Source organism: Jeotgalibacillus sp. JSM ZJ347 (assembly GCF_044383825.1).
Lineage (GTDB): Bacteria > Bacillota > Bacilli > Bacillales > Jeotgalibacillaceae > Jeotgalibacillus.
Genome location: NZ_JBISEN010000003.1, coordinates 205,072 through 226,973, shown reverse-complemented (window position 1 = coordinate 226,973; position 21,902 = coordinate 205,072). Strand labels below are relative to the sequence as shown.

The 21,902-nt window shown below is 42.7% G+C and carries 24 protein-coding genes; 4 read left to right on the top strand and 20 right to left on the bottom strand.

The genetic code is table 11. The features are described from left to right. Positions 1-21: 21 nt before the first annotated feature. From ACH6CZ_RS12225 to ACH6CZ_RS12215, 3 genes are all read right to left on the bottom strand, one after another. Positions 22-975, bottom strand: a complete 954-nt coding sequence (locus ACH6CZ_RS12225) for a sensor domain-containing diguanylate cyclase (protein ID WP_374097731.1) — start codon at positions 973-975, stop codon at positions 22-24. Between the two features lie 16 nt (positions 976-991). Beyond that, positions 992-1,801, bottom strand: coding sequence for an alpha/beta fold hydrolase (locus ACH6CZ_RS12220; RefSeq protein WP_374097730.1), 810 nt, complete (start codon positions 1,799-1,801; stop codon positions 992-994). 62 nt (positions 1,802-1,863) lie between these two features. Further along, positions 1,864-2,859, bottom strand: coding sequence for a hypothetical protein (locus ACH6CZ_RS12215; RefSeq protein ID WP_374097729.1), 996 nt, complete (start codon positions 2,857-2,859; stop codon positions 1,864-1,866). A 144-nt stretch (positions 2,860-3,003) separates the two neighbouring features. Here ACH6CZ_RS12215 and ACH6CZ_RS12210 point away from each other — a divergent pair, with 144 nt between their 5' ends. Next, positions 3,004-3,129, top strand: coding sequence for a hypothetical protein (locus tag ACH6CZ_RS12210; protein WP_374097728.1), 126 nt, complete (start codon positions 3,004-3,006; stop codon positions 3,127-3,129). 54 nt (positions 3,130-3,183) lie between these two features. Here ACH6CZ_RS12210 and ACH6CZ_RS12205 read toward each other — a convergent pair whose 3' ends face one another. Beyond that, positions 3,184-4,230, bottom strand: a complete 1,047-nt coding sequence (locus tag ACH6CZ_RS12205) for a M14 family zinc carboxypeptidase (protein WP_374097727.1) — start codon at positions 4,228-4,230, stop codon at positions 3,184-3,186. A gap of 200 nt (positions 4,231-4,430) precedes the next feature. Then, positions 4,431-4,787, bottom strand: coding sequence for a DUF4870 domain-containing protein (locus ACH6CZ_RS12200; RefSeq protein ID WP_374097726.1), 357 nt, complete (start codon positions 4,785-4,787; stop codon positions 4,431-4,433). 259 nt (positions 4,788-5,046) lie between these two features. Here ACH6CZ_RS12200 and ACH6CZ_RS12195 point away from each other — a divergent pair, with 259 nt between their 5' ends. After that, positions 5,047-5,721, top strand: a complete 675-nt coding sequence (locus ACH6CZ_RS12195) for an SDR family NAD(P)-dependent oxidoreductase (protein WP_374097725.1) — start codon at positions 5,047-5,049, stop codon at positions 5,719-5,721. A gap of 33 nt (positions 5,722-5,754) precedes the next feature. Here the strand turns inward: ACH6CZ_RS12195 and ACH6CZ_RS12190 are convergent, their stop codons facing one another. From ACH6CZ_RS12190 to ACH6CZ_RS12145, 10 genes are all read right to left on the bottom strand, one after another. Next, complete coding sequence (locus tag ACH6CZ_RS12190) at positions 5,755-5,985, bottom strand: hypothetical protein (protein ID WP_374097724.1); 231 nt, start codon at positions 5,983-5,985, stop codon at positions 5,755-5,757. A 192-nt stretch (positions 5,986-6,177) separates the two neighbouring features. Continuing rightward, the gene (locus tag ACH6CZ_RS12185; RefSeq protein WP_374097723.1) at positions 6,178-7,311 is read right to left on the bottom strand and encodes a mannitol-1-phosphate 5-dehydrogenase; all 1,134 of its coding nucleotides are present in this window, start codon (positions 7,309-7,311) and stop codon (positions 6,178-6,180) included. Continuing rightward, positions 7,311-7,742, bottom strand: a complete 432-nt coding sequence (locus ACH6CZ_RS12180) for a PTS mannitol transporter subunit IIA (protein ID WP_374097722.1) — start codon at positions 7,740-7,742, stop codon at positions 7,311-7,313. The genes ACH6CZ_RS12185 and ACH6CZ_RS12180 overlap by 1 nt, the downstream gene beginning before the upstream one ends. Further along, complete coding sequence (locus ACH6CZ_RS12175; RefSeq protein WP_374097811.1) at positions 7,739-9,832, bottom strand: BglG family transcription antiterminator; 2,094 nt, start codon at positions 9,830-9,832, stop codon at positions 7,739-7,741. Before ACH6CZ_RS12175 ends, ACH6CZ_RS12180 begins: the two co-directional genes overlap by 4 nt. Before the next feature lie 207 nt (positions 9,833-10,039). Then, a complete protein-coding gene (locus ACH6CZ_RS12170) occupies positions 10,040-11,491 on the bottom strand; it encodes a PTS mannitol transporter subunit IIBC (RefSeq protein WP_374097721.1) in 1,452 nt (483 codons plus the stop codon). Between the two features lie 223 nt (positions 11,492-11,714). Continuing rightward, a complete protein-coding gene (locus tag ACH6CZ_RS12165; protein ID WP_374097720.1) occupies positions 11,715-12,257 on the bottom strand; it encodes a glycerol-3-phosphate acyltransferase in 543 nt (180 codons plus the stop codon). Positions 12,258-12,356: 99 nt separating this feature from the next. Beyond that, the gene (locus ACH6CZ_RS12160) at positions 12,357-12,893 is read right to left on the bottom strand and encodes a hypothetical protein (RefSeq protein ID WP_374097719.1); all 537 of its coding nucleotides are present in this window, start codon (positions 12,891-12,893) and stop codon (positions 12,357-12,359) included. Between the two features lie 55 nt (positions 12,894-12,948). Beyond that, positions 12,949-14,598 carry a solute symporter family protein gene (locus tag ACH6CZ_RS12155; protein ID WP_374097718.1) on the bottom strand — a complete coding sequence of 550 codons (1,650 nt, stop codon included), beginning with the start codon at positions 14,596-14,598 and terminating at the stop codon, positions 12,949-12,951. Positions 14,599-14,601: 3 nt separating this feature from the next. Next, a complete protein-coding gene (locus tag ACH6CZ_RS12150) occupies positions 14,602-14,871 on the bottom strand; it encodes a hypothetical protein (protein ID WP_374097717.1) in 270 nt (89 codons plus the stop codon). Between the two features lie 437 nt (positions 14,872-15,308). Continuing rightward, a complete protein-coding gene (locus ACH6CZ_RS12145) occupies positions 15,309-15,848 on the bottom strand; it encodes a GNAT family N-acetyltransferase (RefSeq protein WP_374097716.1) in 540 nt (179 codons plus the stop codon). 105 nt (positions 15,849-15,953) lie between these two features. On the opposite strand from ACH6CZ_RS12145, the gene ACH6CZ_RS12140 reads away from it, so the two are divergent. Then, on the top strand, positions 15,954-16,553 hold the full coding sequence (locus ACH6CZ_RS12140; protein ID WP_374097715.1) for a hypothetical protein: 600 nt from the start codon (positions 15,954-15,956) through the stop codon (positions 16,551-16,553). A gap of 27 nt (positions 16,554-16,580) precedes the next feature. Here the strand turns inward: ACH6CZ_RS12140 and ACH6CZ_RS12135 are convergent, their stop codons facing one another. Further along, the gene (locus ACH6CZ_RS12135; RefSeq protein ID WP_374097714.1) at positions 16,581-17,804 is read right to left on the bottom strand and encodes an MFS transporter; all 1,224 of its coding nucleotides are present in this window, start codon (positions 17,802-17,804) and stop codon (positions 16,581-16,583) included. Between the two features lie 167 nt (positions 17,805-17,971). On the opposite strand from ACH6CZ_RS12135, the gene ACH6CZ_RS12130 reads away from it, so the two are divergent. Continuing rightward, positions 17,972-18,331: a winged helix-turn-helix transcriptional regulator gene (locus ACH6CZ_RS12130; protein ID WP_374097713.1), complete on the top strand. Its 360-nt coding sequence runs from the start codon at positions 17,972-17,974 to the stop codon at positions 18,329-18,331. Positions 18,332-18,418: 87 nt separating this feature from the next. On the opposite strand, the gene ACH6CZ_RS12125 is transcribed toward ACH6CZ_RS12130, so the two are convergent. From ACH6CZ_RS12125 to ACH6CZ_RS12110, 4 genes are all read right to left on the bottom strand, one after another. Continuing rightward, entirely contained in the window at positions 18,419-19,963 is a 1,545-nt protein-coding gene (locus ACH6CZ_RS12125) for a flotillin family protein (RefSeq protein WP_374097712.1), read from the bottom strand. Between the two features lie 72 nt (positions 19,964-20,035). After that, complete coding sequence (locus ACH6CZ_RS12120) at positions 20,036-20,521, bottom strand: GNAT family N-acetyltransferase (RefSeq protein ID WP_374097810.1); 486 nt, start codon at positions 20,519-20,521, stop codon at positions 20,036-20,038. Continuing rightward, positions 20,521-20,736 carry a hypothetical protein gene (locus ACH6CZ_RS12115; protein WP_374097711.1) on the bottom strand — a complete coding sequence of 72 codons (216 nt, stop codon included), beginning with the start codon at positions 20,734-20,736 and terminating at the stop codon, positions 20,521-20,523. Before ACH6CZ_RS12115 ends, ACH6CZ_RS12120 begins: the two co-directional genes overlap by 1 nt. A gap of 88 nt (positions 20,737-20,824) precedes the next feature. Further along, positions 20,825-21,817 carry a YeiH family protein gene (locus tag ACH6CZ_RS12110; RefSeq protein WP_374097710.1) on the bottom strand — a complete coding sequence of 331 codons (993 nt, stop codon included), beginning with the start codon at positions 21,815-21,817 and terminating at the stop codon, positions 20,825-20,827. Positions 21,818-21,902 lie beyond the last annotated feature (85 nt).

The window sequence follows — 21,902 nt, the reverse complement described above, 5'->3', positions numbered from 1 at the left end:
TCCTGCTTTCTTCTGAGTGAATTATTCTTTTAACGTCACACGGTTTCGACCATTTTTCTTCGAAAAGTAGAGCGCTTCATCAGCCCGTTTGAAAATTGTATCTTTTGTGTCTGAAGATTTTACTCCCGATACACCAACTGAAATTGTGATTGGACTATGTGGCCATTCACTGTCTTTAATATTTCCACGGATTCTGTCTGCAATTTTCATTGCCAGCTTTTCATTGATCCCTGACAGTAAAATGACAAATTCTTCTCCTCCAAAACGCACAAGGACATCATCTTCTCTGATTTCCTCTTCAAGCTTCCAGGCAAGATCCTGAAGCACCTGATCTCCTACAGGATGACCAAATTCATCATTTACACGTTTAAAGTGATCGATATCAAGAATTAAATACGAAAACACAAACCCATCTCTTTGGTTTTTCTCTAAAAAATCAGTTAATACCTCTTCATAATAACGTCTGTTCTTCACACTTGTCAGCGGATCAATCATCGCCAGATTTTCGAGCCTGTTATTCGCTTCGATGATTTCCTCTCTTTTCATTTCAAGTTCAGCGAGAAGTCTGTGTAATTCTCCATTTGCATAATCAGTATCTTTCAGAATTTTTTCCACCTGACGCTTAGCCAATATCAATTCATTTTCAAAATCATCTCTCGTTTTCATTTTTACAAAGATATATTCATATTGTCCATCTCTTTCCTGTGCATTCATGAGTACAGGTAGCGGTCCACCATTCGTATGAAGGGTTAAATACATCTCTTCCACTTTCTGATACGACGATATAATGGGAGAGAAATAGGTTTGAAAGTACAGCTTCGAAGGCAGGGTCAATAAAGATGTGATATGACGCTGCTTCAACTCTCTCGCTTTTTCTCCAACAAGATTACTGATCATTTCATTTGCTTCAGTGATCCTGCCATCAAATTCTGTCGTGATATATCCGCATGGTGCGTAAAAAAGCTGCGTATCCATGCTCATCCCTCCTGCACTATAAAGCCTCTACTGCAATATACTTTTTAATATATTTTATTACTTCTTCAGGATGGCTGATATGAGGGTTATGTCCTGATGCCCCCAGTATAACCAATTCACTTTCAGGAAACTCACTGGACAGATATAGCGCTGCTTCATGCGGCACAATTGTATCGTCTCCCGGCTGCATCACAACGACTGGCACGTTCATCTGTTTCAGTTCCTGTCTCATATCGACCAGAAATGTGGCTTCAGCAAACTGCCTTGCGATTGTGTGATCATTTGAAAGCAGCTGTTTCTCAAAGTTCTCTGCCAGCTCAGGCCGGTCTTCATTTTTTGATGCGACAGGTGCCAGATATTTTGCCCACTCATTGAAATTCTTTTCCATCATATCCAGCATACCTTCGATACTTTCGTGATCAAATCCCCCGTGATAACCTTCATCATTCAGGTACCTCGGAGAAGCTGCAATCATCATCATTTGTCTAAATAATTCAGGCCTTCTAATAGCGGCAATTGTGCCGATCATACCGCTTACAGAATGTCCGACAAAGATGATGTCCCTGAAATTAAGTGAATCACAAATTTCAATAAGGTCATCTGCATAGCCTTCAAGTGAATGATAGCGGTCAGAAGAATATGCACCTATATCTGAATTACCAGACCCGGTGTAATCAAATAGAACAACCTGATAATCATCTTCAAACGCCTTTACCATCTGATGCCACGCTGCCTGACTGCTGCCAAAACCATGCGCAAAAACGATGGGCTGCCGGCCATTTCCTTTGACCGTAACATTATTTCTTCTTAAAACGCTCTCAGTCATCTTCATCACTCCTGAACTGTTCATTACTACAGCTTTTTATAATACTATTTTACTATTCACCTTCAAGAATTAGTATTGTTATTTGCTTCTTTTTTCATTTTTTCAAAAATTACCTTAACCCCTATCCACCACTCAGGATCTTCTGCGTATTTTCTATTAATCCACTGAATGGCATCATAGTTTTCCGGTCTGCCCTCACTTAAGTTAACGACAGTCCTTGCAGCAATTTCTGACGACTCTTCAATTGTTGTGTTAAAGTCTTCCCAGCTATGAAACACATTAAATGGGTTATTTGCGATCTCTTCAGCATTCGGATGATCTTTTTGAACAAAGCCTTGCTCTTGTCCCGTTATCGCAAACAGCAGATAAGGATGAACGTTAAATTCATAAGCTGCCTGATAGATAGCTGAAAAATACGGGTCATCTGCCAACATCGACTCTCTGTTCAGAAGCCAGTCCTGTAACGCTGCCTGATTCACTTTTTCAAATTGCAATTCCTGAGGCAATTCATTGTCAGACCCCTGATCAACCGGCTCGATCTGCACAAAGTCGCGGTTCACTGAATCACTGGACCTATCTTCAGCCTCGTTAAATGCCCCTGAAAATATCAGCCCAACAAATGAAATGAGCAAAGTAACTCCGATGATCATCGGTTTTATAACAGGCTTTGAATTAACTGTTACAGCAGGTTCATCACTGGTTTCTACTTCTTCCGGATAAAAATGTTTCGAGAGTTGTTCATCTATCTCATGCTGCCTGAACCATTCTATCAGCTGCGGTTTTGAAATATAGTCAATCGAAGCTTCCGCGAGATCGTACCTGCTAAGCTTCATCTCCCCTGATTGAATCATCTTTTCAAAAAGTGATATACGTACCTTTTCTGCATCTTCAAAATCCGGAAGGGACCTGGCGATCATCTCGTGCAAAGTTTGTGATAATAATGCTGCACGCTTTTTAGATGATGCCTCCGGATATTTTACAGACAAATATTGCTGGACCTTTGCAATCTTTTCTCTTGATAGGACGATATCCTGCTTTAAAATATGCTCCGTGTCCATGATGATAACTGCTCCGTTCTCATTCTTTTATCTTATTTTAACACACGTCTATTGACCCAATATGCCAATAGATGTTTTAACATAAGTTAGGCGGGTAACCATATAATTGTAAGCGCTTACTTTTCTTTTGGAGGTGACAAAACCATGAGCGAAAATAATCAGAGCAACGGAAAGAGCGGAGAAAACCGTAATGAAGAAACAAATAAGGAATATGGACGCCAGGGGAAGCACGCAAAAGGGAACGATCATTCAAATAACAAGAACGACTGACGAACTTAGAAAAGAGTAAACTCCGGACGTGGAGCTTACTCTTTTTATCTCCTATTATTCACTTTCATATGGGCGGCTTTGCTGTGTTGCAAGTGTGTCCCAAAAAGAGATATCTGCATCATTGATTGAACCGTCAGAAATTGCGCGCACAGCTGCATCAAGCGTAGTAACAGTCTGCTTAATCAGATAACCATTACTCTTTTGTCCAAGGACATAAGATTCATAGAAATGGTCAGACATTCCCCGCATTTCAAATAGTAATGTTGAAATGCCATACTCAACAGCAATACCGTTTCGGCTGATCGTTTCTGCAGATCCTCCATTATATTTTCCCAGATGTCCCCATCCTTTTGAATCAACTGCGTCAAATATTACTGATCCCAGCTGCTTTGATTTTTCTACAACTGCAGGGTCAGCATTTGGAGTAGTCGGATAAAGAATTGAACCTGATACAAGCTTTCCATCACGTTCGCTTTGAGCGCCCTGGTGGTGCAGATCGATCATATAATCAATATCATATTTCTGCATCACGTTTTCATGAAGCGCTTTTGTTTCAGGCTGGACCTTATCTATATGGTCACGGTTCAAATCGACTTCAAGGGCATTATAACGGGTCAGATTTCGATCACCACTTGCAATGTAGTCATCCAATGAAAAATCAACGTCTCCCATTGCTCCATCAGGATTCAGCATTGGTACAATTAAAACGTTAACGTCATCAAGTACGCCTTTCATCTTCCCAGTCCCCATGTGTTTGATGAATTCAAGTGCACCTTCTGTTGTTAATTGCTCATTCCCATGCTGCTGCGTCAGAAATAAGATAGTTGGGTTATCAGGATTTTGTATGTACTTCGCAACAAAAAGGTCCCGCCCTTTGACTGATTCACCAATCTTTTCAACCTCAAGATGCTGTTGTTTTGCGTCCTGCTCTTCAAGGAATTGAGCCATCTCAGAATATGTTGTCAAAATCGAGGTATTAATTGTTTCAGTTCCGCCATAGCCCGGACCTTCTCCAACTGCCTGTGCTGAAGGTAATGCAAATGATACTCCGCCGAATGTAAGTGCGCCAGCTACTGATAATGCGATAACTTGTTTTTTCATTAAATTCCCTCCTAATTTTTGATCATATTTAGCGTATCAAAATAATAGAGAACGCTTCCATCAACCTAAAGATAGATTTTGTTAAAATATAAACCTTTGTTTATGGTATAAAATGGATAAAAATGAACATCGAGATCCTTTTTTTAAAATGACGGACAAAAAATAGCACCTTCCTGAGAAGGTACTATAAATAGGAGATTTTAATGCATCTTACGCAACTGATCTTCAGCCATCTTACCCGCCATCGGCAAGTGATATCTTTCACCCTGATACGCTTTAAACATTAATAATAGCCAAAGAACAAGCGCAACAGGACCGATCAGCAGACTGATGATGAAACCGATGACCGGAATAAAATTGAGTACAATACTCAAAATGAAAATTGCACCAAACACGATGATGGACTGCATTGCATGAAACCTGATTGTTTCATTTTCCTTCTCCACAAGCAGCAGCACGATTCCACTAATAAAACCTACAAGATAAGCAAGCAAACCACCCACATTTTCCTGAAGTCCAGTTGATGATTTTTTCATTCCCGGTGTGCCCTGTACCACAATTTCCTCTCCTTTCAATTTGGGCTAAGAACGAACGCTGCATTAATTAACAAAATATTCTGTCTTTTAATTATATGACAGCCTCCAGTGTTCGTCAATGCGAACTCTGATGAATGTTCCCGAAGCTTCAGGACTTTTATATTTCTTTCTGTTCATAACAATTCAAAACATACCCAAAATTGCTGCTAAGGAAGCATGGTGCTACATTAAGTACAAGAGAAATGCATTAGTTTTTTGACATCTGAAGGAGATGAACACTATGGCAGAAAAAGCGATTTGTATCTTAGGTGCGGGGCCTGGGATTGGTCTTAGCGCAGCAAGAAAATTCGGTCAAATCGGATATTCAGTAGCATTAGTAGCACGTGATGAAAAAAAAATTAACACGTTTGCTGAACAGCTGAATCAGGAAGGCATCGAAGCGATTGCAATCCAGGGTAACGCAATGGCAAATGAAAGTGTCCGCAAAGCGATTCGGATTACTTATGATACCTTTGGCCGCATTGATGTACTGCTTTATAACGCTTTTACTTTCAGAAATGAACTGCCTTCAGAGATGGATCCAATAGAATTTGCAGCCGACATGCAGGTAGATGTGATCGGTGCATTAACTGCTTATAAATCAGTTTTACCTTTGTTAAAGGAAGGAAGCTCAATTCTGTTTACAGGTGGCGGTCTTGGTGTAAAACCAATGAAAGCATTCACTTCTGTTGCTGTCGGTAAAGCTGCAATCAGAGCACTTGCGCTTTCTATCCATCAGGAGTTAAAAGGAAAAGATATTTATGCAGGCACTTTAACTATTAACGGATTTGTAAAAGATGATACACATTTCTCCCCTGAAAATATCGCTGAAAAGTTATTTAAAATGACCGAGAAGCGTGATCAGGGAGAATGGACATTTGACAGAGAACCGATTAAAACCTCTCATAACAAATAGCATCACGAAAAGCCGGCCCAGATGGCCGGCTTTTTATGTAATCATGTTTTTTAGCCGTGCAACAATTACCTGCACTGCCTCATTCATATCATTAATCTGTTGATTCATTTTACTTTCGAAATCTGTGATTAAAAAAGCATCCGACTCTTTTTCATAGTTCACAAGCAGTTTTTGCTGATCTTCGCTGCTGATCGTCTGGGTGATTCCACTTTGGTTATACTGCCTCATTGTCTCCAGCAAGGTCCGAACATGATTTTCGTTCATCATCCATTCTCCTCTGCTTTTATTTCGAATTCAAGATATTACTTTTTGAGTATAATGGAGAAAATTGTCTTGTTCGAATTTGGATGTGCTGGAATTTCAATTGAATGTTTACATATGAAAAAGGATGGGACAATAGATTGTCTCATCCTTTATAAACGTTTCGCTGCGCTGCACTTAGATTTCAATCTTCACTTAATCTGTCTCTTTATAATAATGAATAATCCGCTCACTCATTTTGCTTACTGTTTGTATGCCGGAAGCTTTTTCAAGTGCTGCTGCCGGACCGTCTTGTGCAATCCATTCCTGGAGTTGGACTGCTTCAGGGTCTTCTCTAACATCAAACTTTAGTGCGGCTGCAATCGTTTTTTCAAGGTAGATCGGCTCAATGTTTTGTTGATCCAGCGCTACAGCAGGATACGTCAGACGGTCACCAGCTGAAAGCTTTCTGAGCGGCGCCCGCCCTACACGGTCAAGACCGTCCGAAATATATGGGTTTTTATAACGCTCAATAATTTTTCTGACGTACATTTGATGCGCTTCTTGATCCAGCTCAAATTTGCCCGTCAAAAATGTACTTGTTTCACTCAATACGCCTTCAAGCACATCAAGTATTTCCTGATCATCCATTGCTTCTTTCACTGTATGATAGCCTTTCAGTAAACCGTTATAAGCAATTGAAGCGTGGCCTGTGTTAACTGTCAGCAGCTTTCTTTCAATAAAAGGCACCAGATCCTCTACAAAGATTGCACCTTTTAAGTCCGGCTGTCTGCCTTTCAGGTTTGCTGTTTCAATCACCCACTCAAAATAGCGTTCTACTTCAATTGTTAACAGGTTATCATGCTGCTGAATCGGGACAATACGGTCGACTGCTGAATTTGGGAAACCCGCTATTGTAAAAATGCGCGCTGCTTCATCTGATGAGAGGTGCTTTTCCACTTCACTCTTCAGCTGATCGCTTCCGCCAATCATGTTTTCGCATGCAATGACATTTACTTCGTCTTCTCTTGCACTCAGCCCTTTTGCGATGACTGGTGCAATAAAAGGCAATACATGCGGTCCGACAGATGCCGTGACAAGGTCCGCTTCAGCAACAGCGGCTGCGGCCTGATCAGGATGCTCTTTACTGTTAATTCCGTTCACACCCGTGACAGTAAATGATTCTTTCTTTTCATCTGCAAGCACCACTTCATATGAGTGATCTTCATTCAGACGGTCAATCAATTCTGCATTTACATCAATAAATGTGACGTCATAACCTGACTGTTGAAGAATCGCACCAATAAAACCGCGACCGATATTTCCCGCTCCAAAATGTACAGCCTTCATTATTCTGCCTCCTCAAAAATAGCGATGATCTCCTCTTCTGATTTAGCATTGATCAGTCGTTCTACATTTTCTTCTTCAGAACATGTAATGGCGATTTTCGATAAAATCTCGAGGTGTTCGCCGTCTTTACCGGCAATCCCCACGACAATATTGACTTCATTATCATCAAACATGACGCCTTCAGGAAGCTGCAGTACTGAAATGCCCGACTGCTTCACAAGTTTTTTAGAATCTTCTGTGCCGTGCGGTATCGCAATTTTATTACCGATATAAGTAGTCGAGATCTCTTCACGCTCGAGCATGCTTGTCACATAATCAGCATCTACGTATCCTTTCTCAGCAAGTACCTTCCCTGCCTTTTCAATCGCTTCAGCCTTAGATGATGCACTTTCGTTTAAATAGATGTTTTCCTTCTTAAAAATTTCACTCATGATGAACCCTCCATTAGTTGTTGTGATTTTGTTGTGTAAAATTGGTTCAGTGTTTTTTGCAGGAATTGAAACACTTCCTGCTGATTGCAGTTTCTGATTAGATGCATTGTATATTCCTCCTCCACCAGACTTCCGCTGATTGAGCTGAGTACTTCAGCGCCTTTATGATCCGGATCAGATGGTGAAATCATCAGAATTAATCTGCTGACCTCTGTCGGTGTCCCGTCCATTCCTTGAAGAATATGTGGGGCTGTAAGGTCGTACAGCCTGAACACGGGCTGCCTCACCGCCTGATCTTTACAGTGGTAAAGCGCAAGACCCGTGTCAGGTATCGCCATCCCGCCAAGCGATTCACGCTCCGTCAGCTTTTTGGCAACTGCACCTCTTTTATGAACCAGCTCTTCTTCATAAAGTGAAGTATCAATTTTACTTAATACTTTTTCAAACTTTTTATGATGTTCAACTGTTTCTATCCTGAACTGCCTCAGAATTTGTTCTACTGATGTTGCATATTGATTCATTAGTTTCAGTCTGTGTAAAAATGGGACAGGATCATCAGGTTTCTGCTTCATTGCTGATGGTTTTTTCATCGGCTTAATCGTCTGAATTGCGCCTCTGATCCGGTCTGCATCCTGTTGCGGCAGCAGCGGATTCACAAGCAGGTAATCTTCTGCCAGACCGCTCAGCCCAACCGTCGAGACAATCAGGTCATAATGCGCCTCCTCAAGATGCTTCTCTACTTCACTAATGCTTGAAAGTGTAATAGATTTAAACTCATCAAACTCTTTATTCAGCCTGCTGCCAATCATTTTTGATGTCCCAATACCGCTTGCGCATACGACTAATACATTCAATGAGTCCGGTCCTGTGACACCTTCAAGTGCTGAGCCGAAATGAAGCGCCAGAAATGCGATCTCACCATCTGGAAACTCATAGGCCGGCAGCACTTCTGAAAGCCCCGCCCTGACTGCTTCAAATAGCTCAGGATATTCTTTTCTAATTCTTTTTGTAAGCGGATTGTACGTATAGTTTTTTTCCTTTGCACGCTGAATGCCTGGTTCAATATGAGCGATCAGCCCTTCTATCAGGTCGGGGTCGTCAATCAGGTTCACATTCATCCGGTCGGAAATGGCACGGACGAGCTGATGCACGGTTACTGCGAGCTCCGGATCTGTAAGCTGATCAACAAACTGTTCCTGAAAACGTCTTTTTGCTGTTTTTAAATGGATCGTAATATAGCCGACTTCCTGCTCTTCTATTTCAAGATCAAATGCCGCTGAAATCAGCTGCGTGATCTTTTTTGCAATTTCATATTCCTGCAGCTCTTTGAATTCTGTCAGCAGTTTTTCCTGATGCTCTACTGTCGCACCGGCGCGGATCCGCTCAAGCGACAGGCAGATGTGCAGGAGTAGTGATACATAGGCGCTATCCGTTAGAGGATAAGGAAGACCGCTGATTTCGGGCTTGATCAGCCTGTCCACCTGGTCAAATTCCTCTCTCGATACGATTGAAAATACTCTGTGATCAAGTGTCCGCTGATTAAACAGCTGACCTTCATGAATTGAATAAATGGACGAGCTCTCAAGCTCCTCCATCATTAAGTTTGCAAGCGACCGCCGCTTTGCTTTTTCATCACCGGATAGTTCGATACCATACCCTCTTCTCCGGATAATCGTCACCCCGTAAGGATTCAGAAACTCTTCCAGTTCATCAAGCAGCTGGCTGAGCGTAGCATTTGTCATCTGGAATTCATTTGCAAGGCCCGACTGCTTTACGACTGCATTCTCTTTCATTAGGTAATGGAGCAGCAGAATTTTTCTTTCTCCCGGGTCAAGCTCTGATGAAGGAACCTGGAGCAGCGCAGATTCCAGTTTTTCGAAATCTGCGCTATCACCAGTGAGCCTCATGCCTCTTCCCGCCTGTTTATCGATTTTCAGGTTAAACTGAGTGCAGATATCTTCAAGCTTCTGAAGCTCCCGCTGGACAGTCCGCTGACTCACCTGAAGATGGTCAGCAAGCTCTGCAAGCGTTGTATACTGGTGCTGAGCGGTCAGCAGTATATGAAGCATTTTGCGTTCTCTTCCTGTCATGTACACGCCCAGGCACCTCCTTTTGATTAGGCTTTATTACATTGGCTGATGATTTCCGCTTCAGGGGGACGCTTTCCGCGGCCGGGCGGTGAGCCAGCAGGCTTCGCCATGCTCCGTCTCACCTGTCCCTTCCTGCCGCAGGAGTCGCCCCCTTCCGCTTCAATCATCAGCTGTGAAGAAAAAATAATGGTACTTTTAAACCTTTTATCAAGCTGACTCATTCTTCTTCAGTTCATTTACCAGCTCATCGTACTTTGGACTGCCGAGGAAGTTATCGACTGAAATGTGTCTTGCATCAGGTCGCTTATCTTTTGCACGGTCAGTTAAATCTTTGTGTGTAATAATAATATCTGCATCGTCTGGAATCTGATTGATTGCAGTATTGGAAACCGGGATATCAATATTCGCCTTTTTAAATTTATTTCTAAGAAGTGAAGCTCCCATTGCACTTGAGCCCATTCCGGCGTCACATGCAAAGATGACTTTCTTTACCTCTCCAAGCTCCGCAATTGATGCGTCAGCAGCTACTGGCTCCTGAGATCCTCCAGTCAAATGAGACGCAGCCTGGCTCTTCTTGCCCTTCATTTCCTGCATACGTTCAGTTGCTTCTGTCAGATCACCTTCTTCTTCAGTAGACTTCGTGAATTTTAACAGGAAGCCAGCTGAAGCAAATGATACTGCAGTTGCTGCAAATACACCGGCTAACATACCAAGATAATCCCCACGCGGTGTCATTGCCAGATAAGCGAAAATACTACCCGGTGACGGTGTTGCAACAAGACCTACATCAAACAATGTGAATGTCATAATACCAGTTGCGCCGCCCAGAATCGCTGCAATAATTAAAATTGGCTTCATCAGGATGTAAGGGAAGTAGATCTCGTGAATCCCTCCAAGGAAATGGATCACACCAGCGCCTGAAGCTGATACTCTTGCCATACCCTTTCCAAAAACCATATAAGCAAGCAGGATCCCAAGACCAGGTCCAGGGTTTGATTCAACCATGAACAGGATTGATTTCCCTGCATCCGCTGCCTGATCCAGTGCAAGCGGTCCTAAGATACCGTGGTTAATTGCGTTATTTAAGAATAATACTTTCGCAGGTTCAATAAATACACTTGCGAGTGGTAATAGATTTGCGTTCACAATTGCCTGTACGCCTGTAGCCATCACCTGGTTCAGTCCCTGTACAACAGGTCCGACTCCTGTAAAAGCAACAAGTGTTAAAATCCCTCCGAGAATACCTGCTGTAAAGTTGTTGATCAGCATTTCAAACCCTTGTTTTACTTTCCCTTCAAACAGTTTGTCTATCTGCTTGATCAGGTAACCACCAAGCGGTCCAAGAATCATTGCACCAAGGAACATTGGAATTTCTGTTCCTACAATGGCACCAATTGTGGCAGTGGCACCAAGTACCCCGCCCCGGACACCGTAGATCATATGTCCACCGGTGAAACCGATCAGTAACGGAAGAAGATAATTAATCATCGGACCGACGACAGTTGCTAAATTTTCATTTGGCAGCCAACCTGTCGGAATGAATAATGCCGTAATTAACCCCCACGCGATGAAGGCACCCATATTCGGCATAATCATACCACTTAGATAGGACCCAAACTTCTGAATCTTTGCTTTTACACCTGACTTATTTTCCGCCATCTTCTTTTCCCCCTTAAAATTTTTTTGGCTTAAGTGATGTTGTTAACTTAATAATAAAGCGCTTACTTATATAACACAATGAATAGAAAATTCAACTTTGTCACAGGGGAAGTGGACATTTTTTAATTAACAGTTGTTTGAAATGATCATATCAGGCGTACGCGGGTCAGTGTACATACTAAATAAGCTGCCTGATCATCCGGATCCCGGCAGCTGTAACCCATTATTTTTGATGTGCAATCAGTAATACAATAAATGCGATCGACATACCCATTGGCAAGACAGTCACACCGTACAACCAAAACAGTACGATCGGCACCATCGAAATGGCAAGGAAGCCAGATATCGTGTACTTACGAGTCAATCCAAAAGTGATTCCCATCACAATGGCTGCCGCTGCAAGCGATAAAGGTTCAACCCATAGCGCACCTGCAAGATACACAACAATCCCTTTTCCGCCTTTGAACTGTAGATGTACAGGATAAAGGTGACCCAGCAATACAAATAAAATGGCAGAGAACATCACCCATTCTGAGACGCCAAACCATAACATTCCCAGATATAACGCGATCCATGTCTTAACTGCATCAATCAACACAGTCAGTAAAAACCCTTTTTTCCCGAGCACCCGGCCGGCATTTGTAGCACCAGCATTTCCACTTTCAAGTGTGCGAATATCCTTCTTTTTTAAAAACTTCGTGATATAGTATGCGCCATTTAGACTTCCCAATAAATATGGAAGTATGACTGAAAATAGTAGTGTCATATTGTCAGACTCCAAAGCTTGTAATAGTTATCTATTCTTCATTAAACAGGTTGAATCCTTCAAATGAAAAAAGCACCTCTTAAAAGAGATGCTCATTGCTTAAGCCGGGACAATAATATAATAGATGCTTGCCAGAAATACGAAAGAAAGCAGACTCGAAAGGTAAGCTTTTTTGGCGTCAAATCCCTGCGTTGCTTTTACGATCTGTACACTGATCAGATACATCCAGATCAGACCCGCTGCAAGCAGGACAGCCACTGCCGGATTAAATGTCCCGGTCAGAAATGGCACGCTTAAAATCCCAGGCACTAATGAAACAGAAGCTGCCTTATTCACCTGACCCAGCAGTCCTTTTCCTCCAAAGCCTTTTGAGGATGCCCACAATAATAGAGACAATCCAAGCCTTGTAATAAGTGCCGTCAGCAAACCAAAAATAATAAAGATCGCCGGCACGATGAAAAATTTAAGCGCCTGTGATTCAAAGCTTGCTACATAAGCCCAGTTTGATGCAATGGAAATCATTCCGTACAGGACCCCAACAGCGATCAGCAGAAGACGGCTGATTCTATCTATTTTTGGTGACTGCAGGAAATCATGAAATGCAGCACCATCTAACATCATCATTCTTCCGATCATTTAACCCACTCCAATAAACAGACCGGCTGAGCGCATTGCACTCAGCCTTTCATTTTTACATTCCCCAAGGCATTAGTGCCCAGATTGCAACGGCTACTGAAATCACAACTGTAATCGCAGCTCCGAACGTACTGTTATAGCGATAAGGCTGAACATCCTTCCAGCCATGGATCTGCTCGATCAATTCACTGTCTTCTTTCTTCGTCAGACGACGATCTAACGAAGGAATACGGTTTGTGATATACGAGACAACAATCAGTAAAGCAAAGCTGATTGGTACCGCAAGAAGTGCACCTGAGATTCCCATACCGTCTGTTACTGCATGTCCAGTCAGTACGATATTCGGGAAGACGAATGGTGAAACAATAATATAGATTGCGCCACCCACAACAGCTGCTGCCATTGCACCGTATTTATTTGCTTCCTTCCACCAGACACCCACAATAATCAGCGGCGCATTTGTAACACCAGCAAGTCCGAATGCCCACAGGATACTAACAACAAGGAAAGCAGGTGGTTCGATCGCAAGAAAAATACTGATTACCCCACCAATAAAAATAGAGATATAACCTAATCGAAGGCTGGTCTTTTGTGAGATATTCGGCTTAAGCGTCGAAACGATATCCTGCGAAAGCAGCGCGCCAATTGCAAGCAGGTTTCCACTTAATGTTGAAAGGCCCGCAGAGATCGCTCCTGCAATAACAAGTGCTGTCACCCACTCCGGATTATATACAAGGTTTAAAATGATCGTCAGCTTATCTGCATCAGCAGCTGATACGTCTAATCCCTGTGTTGCTGTTGCGAATACGCCAACGAAGCCCATTGCGTATGTTGCTGAGAATACAAGTCCCAGAATAAAAGCGAACCATACCATCGCTGAACGTGCGCTCTTTAAGCTTGATGCTGTATACACACGCATTGCCAGGTGAGGCAGTCCAAGCGCGCCAATAGTCAGCGCAGGGATAATTGCAAAATACCACTTAGGTGAAAATTGATAATCAAAAAATGTTGGTACTGCTTCAAGCATGGCAGGAACCATATCTGCATAAAGTAATGGCGGGAAATACCAGCCGCTGCCGCCAACAGCTTTCATAATAGCCGCAAGTGGCACAATGAACATCAGCGCCATAATAACCATTTGAATTGCAGCGTTATTCGTTGCCCCAGCCATTCCACCGATGGTTACATATCCTACAATGATTAAACCACCAACGATCAGGCCGGTCATGTAAGGAATACCAAGCAGTGTTTCAAATGTCACGGCAATTCCAATCATCTGTCCAAGTGCATACATAATCGAAACAAGAATCATAAATAAAGCAGCAATAATTGAAGCTTTTACACCATAGCGGTTACGGATAAAGTGTGTTGGTGAAAATGCACCCATGCGTCTGAGACTCGTCCCATAGATAATTGTAATCAAAGGAATTGCTAAAATCAGCTGAATCCATAATAGAATAAATGGTGCCTGTAAATTAAGAATAAGTGCTGTAATGCCAAGAAAAGTAGCAAGACTCATATATGTAGAAGCCATTGCAAGTCCATTTGTAATCGGACCGACATTTGATTTTCCAACGTATAGTTCCTGGGCTGAGGCACTTCTCCTGTTAGAAATGTAACCAACCACGTAGAAAAGTAAAAATGTTAGCCCAACCATTGCAATCCCCATAACAGGATTTGATAACTGCCATCCCTCTCCATTCATCTGTTACGCCCCCTTTGCCTTTTCAGATGATGAAGCCGCTTCATTCTCAAGCTCGATTTCCTCATCAATTTTATTGCCGATCTTACCTGCAACAATCGTCAGGAAGAATACACCAAACCACCCCATCAGGATTGGTACAATATACTTCACCGGAAAACCGAACATCATTGCCTCTGTAGGAAAAATCGAAAAGATCAATCCTACATTCCCCACGAGTACAAATGCAGCAGTCATCCAAATTGTGAACTGGACTTCTTTCTTATAAGCCTTCATTTCATCCCTCCGTTATAAAAGTTTCTCCCATATTGTTCTTTCGACTCGATTGAGCGTTCGCTCGTTTTTCGTGACTGAGCGTTCGCTCAATTTTTAAAAATAAATTTCTCCTTCACATTTTTGTAACAAGTTGATTGTAAGCGCTGTCATATAACACCGTCAATCATTATTTTAAATTTTTAGAAAACTTACTCTAGGACGTTATATTGCTAAAACAAAGGGGATTGAAAGACTTAGACAGCTATTTCTTAAGAATAGTGAAAAATTTAGTTGTAATCAGATTCAACTCTATCTATGGGATTCAGCAATGTAATCGAAGTGCTATTTTAGAAATCTTTAATATGAGGGAGTTTAACAGTGAATAAAAAATGACCACTGCTCCCTAACAGAGCACCAGCCATTTCTATGATTCTATAATGTTTCTGAAAATTTTGCAATCACTTGTTTATACCAGTTGAGGATTTTTTTAACCTTCCGATCCAGATCATATGATCAAAGCCGCCTCCCCAGTAGTCCCGCAGCAGAATATCAGGATCACCAAGCCGCTTTTTCCAATACGTCTGTGAGCTGACAAACCCTGCATCAAGATAGAATGTTGAATGGTTCTTTTTAAGCAGCCATCCCTGCATGTGCTGCAGGAGCGCGTGACCAATCCCTTTGCGCTGATGTTCAGGGTGTATATAGATACTGCCTACTTCAAAGACTCCCTCTTCCGGCTCAAGCCCGCACGTAATTAATTCGCCCGGTATCATACCCGCAATGGTACCGATCACCTGATTATTTTCTTCAGCGACAAACATTGTCTCTTTGTCAGATACTAAAATTCTTCTTGCCACTTTGCACAGGCGCTCAGTCTCTTTTTGAATGAGCCATTCTTTATCTTCTACATTTTCAGCGGAAATCAAGTTCGTCTGACATGCCAAAAGCATGCTGTCCAATGATGAAAGGTCGCTTTTCTTTAATTCTCTGATTTGCATATTCTCACCCTGTTTAGTTCGTGATGCTTCTATTATACTGAAAAACTGCTTATGATTCGCTCTCTTTCACTTCTTTCAAGTATGATATTGAAAAGAGGTGATGAGATGAAGTTTATCGTGATTTGGTTATTGCTCCTTGCATACGCTGTTTTCCTGGCACCCGGGTCTGAAGGATCAGATCCCGTGATGGAGCAGGTGTTATCCGGAAATCTTGATGGCATTGACCCGCTTGTTTTAACGGTTTTTAACTCGTTAGGTGTTTTCCCTTTAGTTTTTCTTACGATTTTATTACGCAATGATCAGCAAAGTTGGCCTGCATGGCCGTTTTCATTAGCTTCATTTGCTGGAGGAGCGTTCGCGCTGCTCCCTTGGTTTGCATTTGGTGACCGTCCAAAAGATCGAGGATTAAGAACACCAAATTGGATACTCCGCATCCTGAGGTCAAAGATCTGGCTGAGCTTATTATTGATCTTCTTTGCTGGCAATCTGCTTACCCTTTTGCAAGGAATATCTCTGTCCGGTTACCGTGAAGCCTTTATGGAATCCAGCCTTGTCTCTGTAATGACAGTAGACTGGTTTATTTTATGGTGGCTGTCTGTGTATGTAATTCACCGGTTTTATCCAGATGCCAAGAAGAAAGGCCTGGCCTGGATACCGATTGTGGGACCGGTGCTGGTGCTGTTTTTTGTAAAAGAGGATCAGTAAAAACTGACCCCGTAGAAAAAAGGCGGGTTATCCCGCCTTTTGCTCCTGCTTTACCATTGACTGTTCTTCTTTTTTCTTCAGATAAAGGGTCAGTAATACTGCACCTGCAACCATAACCGCACCAATCCATGGAGTATGAATCAATCCGATACTGTCTACGATCATGCCCCCCACAAATGAACCAATGGCAATCCCAACATTAAATGCAGCAATATTTAAGGCTGATGCAACATTGACAGCTGTAGGCACGTATTTTTCAGCCAGATTCACAACAAGCACCTGAAGACCGGGTACATTCATGAAAGCAAACAATCCCATTAGAAAAATCATGATCAGACCGGCTATTTTAAATGGGGCTGCGAATGTCAGAAGTACCAGAATGGTTGCCTGCAGCATGAACATGATCGATAAGGCTTTTAAAGGGTTGCGGTTTGCTGCTTTTCCGCCAATCATATTACCTGCTGCTACAGCAATACCATAGATCAGCAGCAGTACACTGACCCATTTCGCATCAAACCCTGTTACTTCCTCAAGCAGAGGTGCCAGGTAAGTGAATGCGACAAACGTTCCTCCGTAGCCTAATGCAGTGATGGCAAATGCCAATAATAGTCTGCTGCTTTTTAATATTTTTAATTGATCTTTGAATGAAGACGGCGGTGCTTCCTTAAGGTTCTTAGGAACAAGAATTGCACTTGCCGCCATACCAATAACCCCAAGAATCGCCACACCCCAGAACGTCGCTCTCCAGCCGAACTCCTGACCAATAAATGTGCCAAGCGGTACACCTGTTACCGTAGCAACCGTTAGTCCTGTAAACATAAATGCAATTGCGCCCGCTCTTTTATGCGGCGGCACAAGGTCTGCTGCAATGGTTGAACCAATCGAAAAGAAAATACCATGTGAGAATGCCGTAATAAACCTCGCTGTCAGTAATAAAACAAAGCTATCCGACATGGCTGCCGCCGCATTTCCAAGAATAAAAACAACCATTAATGCCATTAGCAGCGTTTTTCTGCTGACCCTGTCTGTTAAAGCAGTCAGGATTGGTGCACCAATTGCTACCCCTATTGCATAACCGGAAATTAATAATCCTGCCAAAGTGATTGATATTGATAAATCATCTGAGATTGATGATAATAACCCAACAGGCACAAACTCAGTTGTCCCAATTCCAAACGCACTGATTGCCAGTGCAATTAATGCCAGCGTGCCTCCTTTTTGCTGAGGTTGCTTAATTGATTGTGTATTCATCTTTTATTTCCTCCTTAACAAAAGTGAACACGAAGGCGCCTTTCGTGTAGTCAATCGTTATTATGCATCCCTTCATACCGCTTGAGAAGTACGTACTTTAAAGTGCGATAGGCACTAAAAAGTACCCTATGGACGTTTTTATACCTTTTGTTTATGATGAAGGAAATATGATAAGCGATATTAAAAAAGGAGGAAAAGATGTGGGTTATAACATACCTGTTGAAGCAACGCTTGAGGTAATCGGCGGCAAATGGAAGGTCGTTATTCTCTGCCATCTGGATAAAGGCGAAAAACGCACCAGCGAGCTGAAAAAGCTGATGCCAAACATCACCCAGAAAATGCTGACACAACAGCTGAGGGAACTTGAAGCAGATGGCGTGGTTCAACGCACAGTCTATGACCAGGTCCCGCCAAAAGTTGTATATTCTCTCACTGAATATGGCTGGTCACTCAAGCCGATTCTTGATACGATGTGCAGCTGGGGAGAATCCCATATTGAATTGACTGACAAAGCGCTTGCTGAATAATAGCCGCCTGCCACCTGCAGCGCGGCTTTTTTCAACTGTCTTTCGCAAAAAAAAAGCAGTCTCTATAAAGAGACTGCCCTTTAAAACTTATGCCTCAGAAGAAGATGATTCGTCTGAGGAGTTAGCTGTATGATCAGCTTCACTCGCCGGTGCCGCTTTAGCAGCTGCCTGCTTTTCACCCTGATTTGTGACAACCGTATGCGTGTTACCACGGTTCACCATATCAGACAGAAGCTTGGATACGTCAATACCTGTCAGCTCTTTTAACGGCTCCTGAATCTCAACCATCGTCTGTGTCACACTCTTGCCGTAAGAGGAAACGCCGTTGCCGCCGCCAGTATCGAGAATTTTAACAGAATCGATATTCTCCATTGGCTTCGCAACCTTTTCTGCAAAGACAGGCAGCATTTCAATCAGCTTCTCTGCAAGGATGACTTCACCATGTTCAGCAATCGCTTCTGTCAGCAGTCGTCTTGATTCTGCTTCTGCCTTACCGCGTTCTAAGATAACCTGTGCTTCAGCCAGACCAGCTTCACGCTGAATTCTCGCTTTCGCTTCCCCATCGATCTCTGCTTTACGTGCTTCCGCTTCCGCCTGACGGGTAACAGAGTAGTAATCTGCATCCGACTTGGCTTTACGGATTTTGTTTTCTTCCTCTTCGATTTCAACCTGTCTTGAACGTTCAAGCTGCTGAATACGTAGCTCTTCTTCTTTGCGTTTGGAGATCAGCATTAATTCTTCCTGCTGAACTTCTTTATCAAGCTTTGCTTTTTCAAGCGTATAAGATTGTTCAGACTTCGCACGTGCACGTTCTGTTTCTTCCTTGATCGCTGCGTCTTTCAAGTCTTTATCTTTTTGCGCTGCAGCAATCTCGGTTTGACGCTTATACTCTTCTTCTTTTGCTTCCTTATCTGAATTGGCACGCTGAATACGTGTTTCCTTCTCAGAATTAGCTTCAGCGATTTCAGCCAGCTTGCGGACCTCTGCAATACGCGGACGTCCTAGATTTTCTAAGTATCCATTCTCACTGTCAGCATCACGCAGATCAGTCAGTCCAAGTGAAGTGATACGGAATCCCATGTCATCAAGCTGCTTCTGTGCAACTTCAGTTACCTGTTTGTTAAATGATTCACGGTCTTCATTAATCTGTTCAACTGTCATTTTTGATAAAATGGCACGCAGATTTGCACTTAATACCTCTGCAATTTCATCTTCAAGCTCTGCAGATTTCTTTCCAAGAAACTGCTCCGCATAGTTTGCAATCCCTTTTAACGTATCAGCAACCTTTACCATCGCTACAGCATCAGCGACAATCGGTACGCCGCCATTCGTGTATACGCGTGGTGTTGTCAGCTTCAGCTGGAATGACGTCAGTTCAACCGGTGTAGCGGTCTGGTGCATTCTTAAAAGGTGTCCGCCACCACGGATGATTTTCATTGAACGACCTTCATTATCGGTGAAAATATTTGTTTCCTTCTTAGGGTCACCAAGCTTCGGTCCAGTAATAATCAGTGCCTGATTCGAGCGTGCTGTACGGTAGCGGATTTTATAATAGATGAATACAACTGCTCCCACAATCGCAAGCACAACCAGGATCGGAATAATGATCGATAACGCTGCAAATAATTCCATTTATGTAGCCTCCTCAATAAAATTTGAATCTTCTAACTATATGTACGGTTTAATTGATGAAAGGTTCCATTTTTAGATAAAATTTTCATCTTTCAATTTCAATCTCATCACCCGCTGCTCTCCAACCGGCCCTGTAATCCGTCTGCCTGTATCTTCAAACCCTGTACGCGCATACAGTCTGAAAGCAGCATCATTTTTCAGGTTGACCGATAATACAATTTCATTGCACGAAGGAAATTCTTTTCCAACCCAATCAGGCAGCAATTGCATGGCCTGCTTTGCATAACCTTTTCCCTGCTGACTTTTCGTAATTGATAAAGACGCCAGCAGATAAGCAGATTCATTCTTTGTATAATGCTTTAAGCGCTCTGACTTCTCCATCACGAAAAAGCCGATTGCTTTCTGACCTGCTTTAATGACAACAGGCGACTGTTCTTCGGTGAGACGGATTAATTGATCTGCAGGGTGCGTTGTAAATTGCTCCTGTTCTTTTGGCAGAAGAAAGTTTGTCAGGTCTTCCTGGTATTGATCTGAATAATGTTCCAGTGCAACCTTCATCAACTGCTGACACGCTCCCCATCAAGCACTTCAATCATTTTCTTCATAAACGGAAAGGCAGCAGATTCTGCTCCAAGCATTTCTTCAAGCCAAATGGATTCGGTCTTCAGGAGGTCAACAGTCTTTCTCATTGCCTGCTCATGACGCGCCGGCGTGATGGTTTCGAGTATATCTGTTAATGCATGCAACGGCTCTGCTCCTATCTGCTTATTCATTTCTTCTACCTGCCTTTCTAACATAATAAAAAACCCTGTTCATTCCATTGTAACGAACAGGGTTTCCAACTACTACCTTTTTTAAGTTTTAAACAATAAAAAACGTCCACACAGACAATACAGCAGATACAGTCAAAATAATTAGAAATGGCTTCATGGCACGGCTGCGAATATCCTGCAGGCTTACATTTAACCCGAGCCCAACCATTGCAGCTGTCAGCAGCCATGTTGTCAGACCTGACACAAACTCAAGTACTTCAGCAGATACAGGAATCACTGGTCCAATCACATATGTTCCTGCAATACTCATCAGTAAGAATCCAATCAAAAACCATGGAAAACTTACTTTTGCTTCAGCGGATTCTGCTGATTTTCTATTCATCCAGTACATCAGGATAAAACATAATGGAATCAGCAAAAACACTCTACCAAGCTTTGCGAGAAGGGCCATCGCGAGACCGTCTTCCCCTGCCGGCTCTCCTGCAAGCGCCACATGCGCAACCTCATGCAGACTGAGTCCTGCCCACATGCCGTATTCAAGATCAGTGAGTGGCAGAACGGGACGCAATAATGTATAAATAATGGCAGATATAGTGCCAAGCAGCGCGATGATTCCTACACTCATCGCCGTATCCTTTTCTCTTACCTTTAAAATTGGTGCCACAGCAGCAATCGCCGCCGCTCCGCATACACCAGTCCCGACAGCAACCAGCATCGATATGGCTTTATCTGCCTTAAACACTTTTGCAAGCCAGACCGTTGCAGCAATAGCAAAGACAATGACCGCTGCATCCCTTAACAGCAATCCGAAACCGTCCTGCAGTACAATCTCAATGTTCAGCTTTAGTCCATACAAAACAATCGCTGCGCGAAGCAGACGCTTTGTTGAAAAAGTAATCCCTTTTCTTAATCTATCCGGATACCCGAAGATCTGTCTGTAAAATACCGCAATGACAATGGCGGCAGCCAGCTGTCCTGCGCGGTCAAACCCCGGTACCATCGCAAGAAGATACCCAAGACCTGCAATCAAAAATGTAAATAACACACCTGTCAGCCAGGCTGTTTTCGAAGATTCTCTCATTATCTCACCCCAGACTATACTATACGCGCCGTTGTATGATTAGGAAAATTAATTATAATAATATTAACTATAAGTAAAACCGATA

Excerpts from the sequence above, each read along its gene's own strand:
- ACH6CZ_RS12225 (WP_374097731.1), bottom strand. The coding sequence starts at position 975 with ATGGATACGCAGCTTTTTTACGCACCATGCGGATATATCACGACAGAA.
- ACH6CZ_RS12220 (WP_374097730.1), bottom strand. The coding sequence starts at position 1,801 with ATGACTGAGAGCGTTTTAAGAAGAAATAATGTTACGGTCAAAGGAAAT.
- ACH6CZ_RS12215 (WP_374097729.1), bottom strand. The coding sequence starts at position 2,859 with ATGGACACGGAGCATATTTTAAAGCAGGATATCGTCCTATCAAGAGAA.
- ACH6CZ_RS12210 (WP_374097728.1), top strand. The coding sequence starts at position 3,004 with ATGAGCGAAAATAATCAGAGCAACGGAAAGAGCGGAGAAAACCGTAAT.
- ACH6CZ_RS12205 (WP_374097727.1), bottom strand. The coding sequence starts at position 4,230 with ATGAAAAAACAAGTTATCGCATTATCAGTAGCTGGCGCACTTACATTC.
- ACH6CZ_RS12195 (WP_374097725.1), top strand. The coding sequence starts at position 5,047 with ATGGCAGAAAAAGCGATTTGTATCTTAGGTGCGGGGCCTGGGATTGGT.
- ACH6CZ_RS12190 (WP_374097724.1), bottom strand. The coding sequence starts at position 5,985 with ATGAACGAAAATCATGTTCGGACCTTGCTGGAGACAATGAGGCAGTAT.
- ACH6CZ_RS12185 (WP_374097723.1), bottom strand. The coding sequence starts at position 7,311 with ATGAAGGCTGTACATTTTGGAGCGGGAAATATCGGTCGCGGTTTTATT.
- ACH6CZ_RS12180 (WP_374097722.1), bottom strand. The coding sequence starts at position 7,742 with ATGAGTGAAATTTTTAAGAAGGAAAACATCTATTTAAACGAAAGTGCA.
- ACH6CZ_RS12175 (WP_374097811.1), bottom strand. The coding sequence starts at position 9,832 with ATGACAGGAAGAGAACGCAAAATGCTTCATATACTGCTGACCGCTCAG.
- ACH6CZ_RS12170 (WP_374097721.1), bottom strand. The coding sequence starts at position 11,491 with ATGGCGGAAAATAAGTCAGGTGTAAAAGCAAAGATTCAGAAGTTTGGG.
- ACH6CZ_RS12165 (WP_374097720.1), bottom strand. The coding sequence starts at position 12,257 with ATGACACTACTATTTTCAGTCATACTTCCATATTTATTGGGAAGTCTA.
- ACH6CZ_RS12160 (WP_374097719.1), bottom strand. The coding sequence starts at position 12,893 with ATGATCGGAAGAATGATGATGTTAGATGGTGCTGCATTTCATGATTTC.
- ACH6CZ_RS12155 (WP_374097718.1), bottom strand. The coding sequence starts at position 14,598 with ATGAATGGAGAGGGATGGCAGTTATCAAATCCTGTTATGGGGATTGCA.
- ACH6CZ_RS12150 (WP_374097717.1), bottom strand. The coding sequence starts at position 14,871 with ATGAAGGCTTATAAGAAAGAAGTCCAGTTCACAATTTGGATGACTGCT.
- ACH6CZ_RS12145 (WP_374097716.1), bottom strand. The coding sequence starts at position 15,848 with ATGCAAATCAGAGAATTAAAGAAAAGCGACCTTTCATCATTGGACAGC.
- ACH6CZ_RS12140 (WP_374097715.1), top strand. The coding sequence starts at position 15,954 with ATGAAGTTTATCGTGATTTGGTTATTGCTCCTTGCATACGCTGTTTTC.
- ACH6CZ_RS12135 (WP_374097714.1), bottom strand. The coding sequence starts at position 17,804 with ATGAATACACAATCAATTAAGCAACCTCAGCAAAAAGGAGGCACGCTG.
- ACH6CZ_RS12130 (WP_374097713.1), top strand. The coding sequence starts at position 17,972 with ATGATAAGCGATATTAAAAAAGGAGGAAAAGATGTGGGTTATAACATA.
- ACH6CZ_RS12125 (WP_374097712.1), bottom strand. The coding sequence starts at position 19,963 with ATGGAATTATTTGCAGCGTTATCGATCATTATTCCGATCCTGGTTGTG.
- ACH6CZ_RS12120 (WP_374097810.1), bottom strand. The coding sequence starts at position 20,521 with ATGAAGGTTGCACTGGAACATTATTCAGATCAATACCAGGAAGACCTG.
- ACH6CZ_RS12115 (WP_374097711.1), bottom strand. The coding sequence starts at position 20,736 with ATGAATAAGCAGATAGGAGCAGAGCCGTTGCATGCATTAACAGATATA.
- ACH6CZ_RS12110 (WP_374097710.1), bottom strand. The coding sequence starts at position 21,817 with ATGAGAGAATCTTCGAAAACAGCCTGGCTGACAGGTGTGTTATTTACA.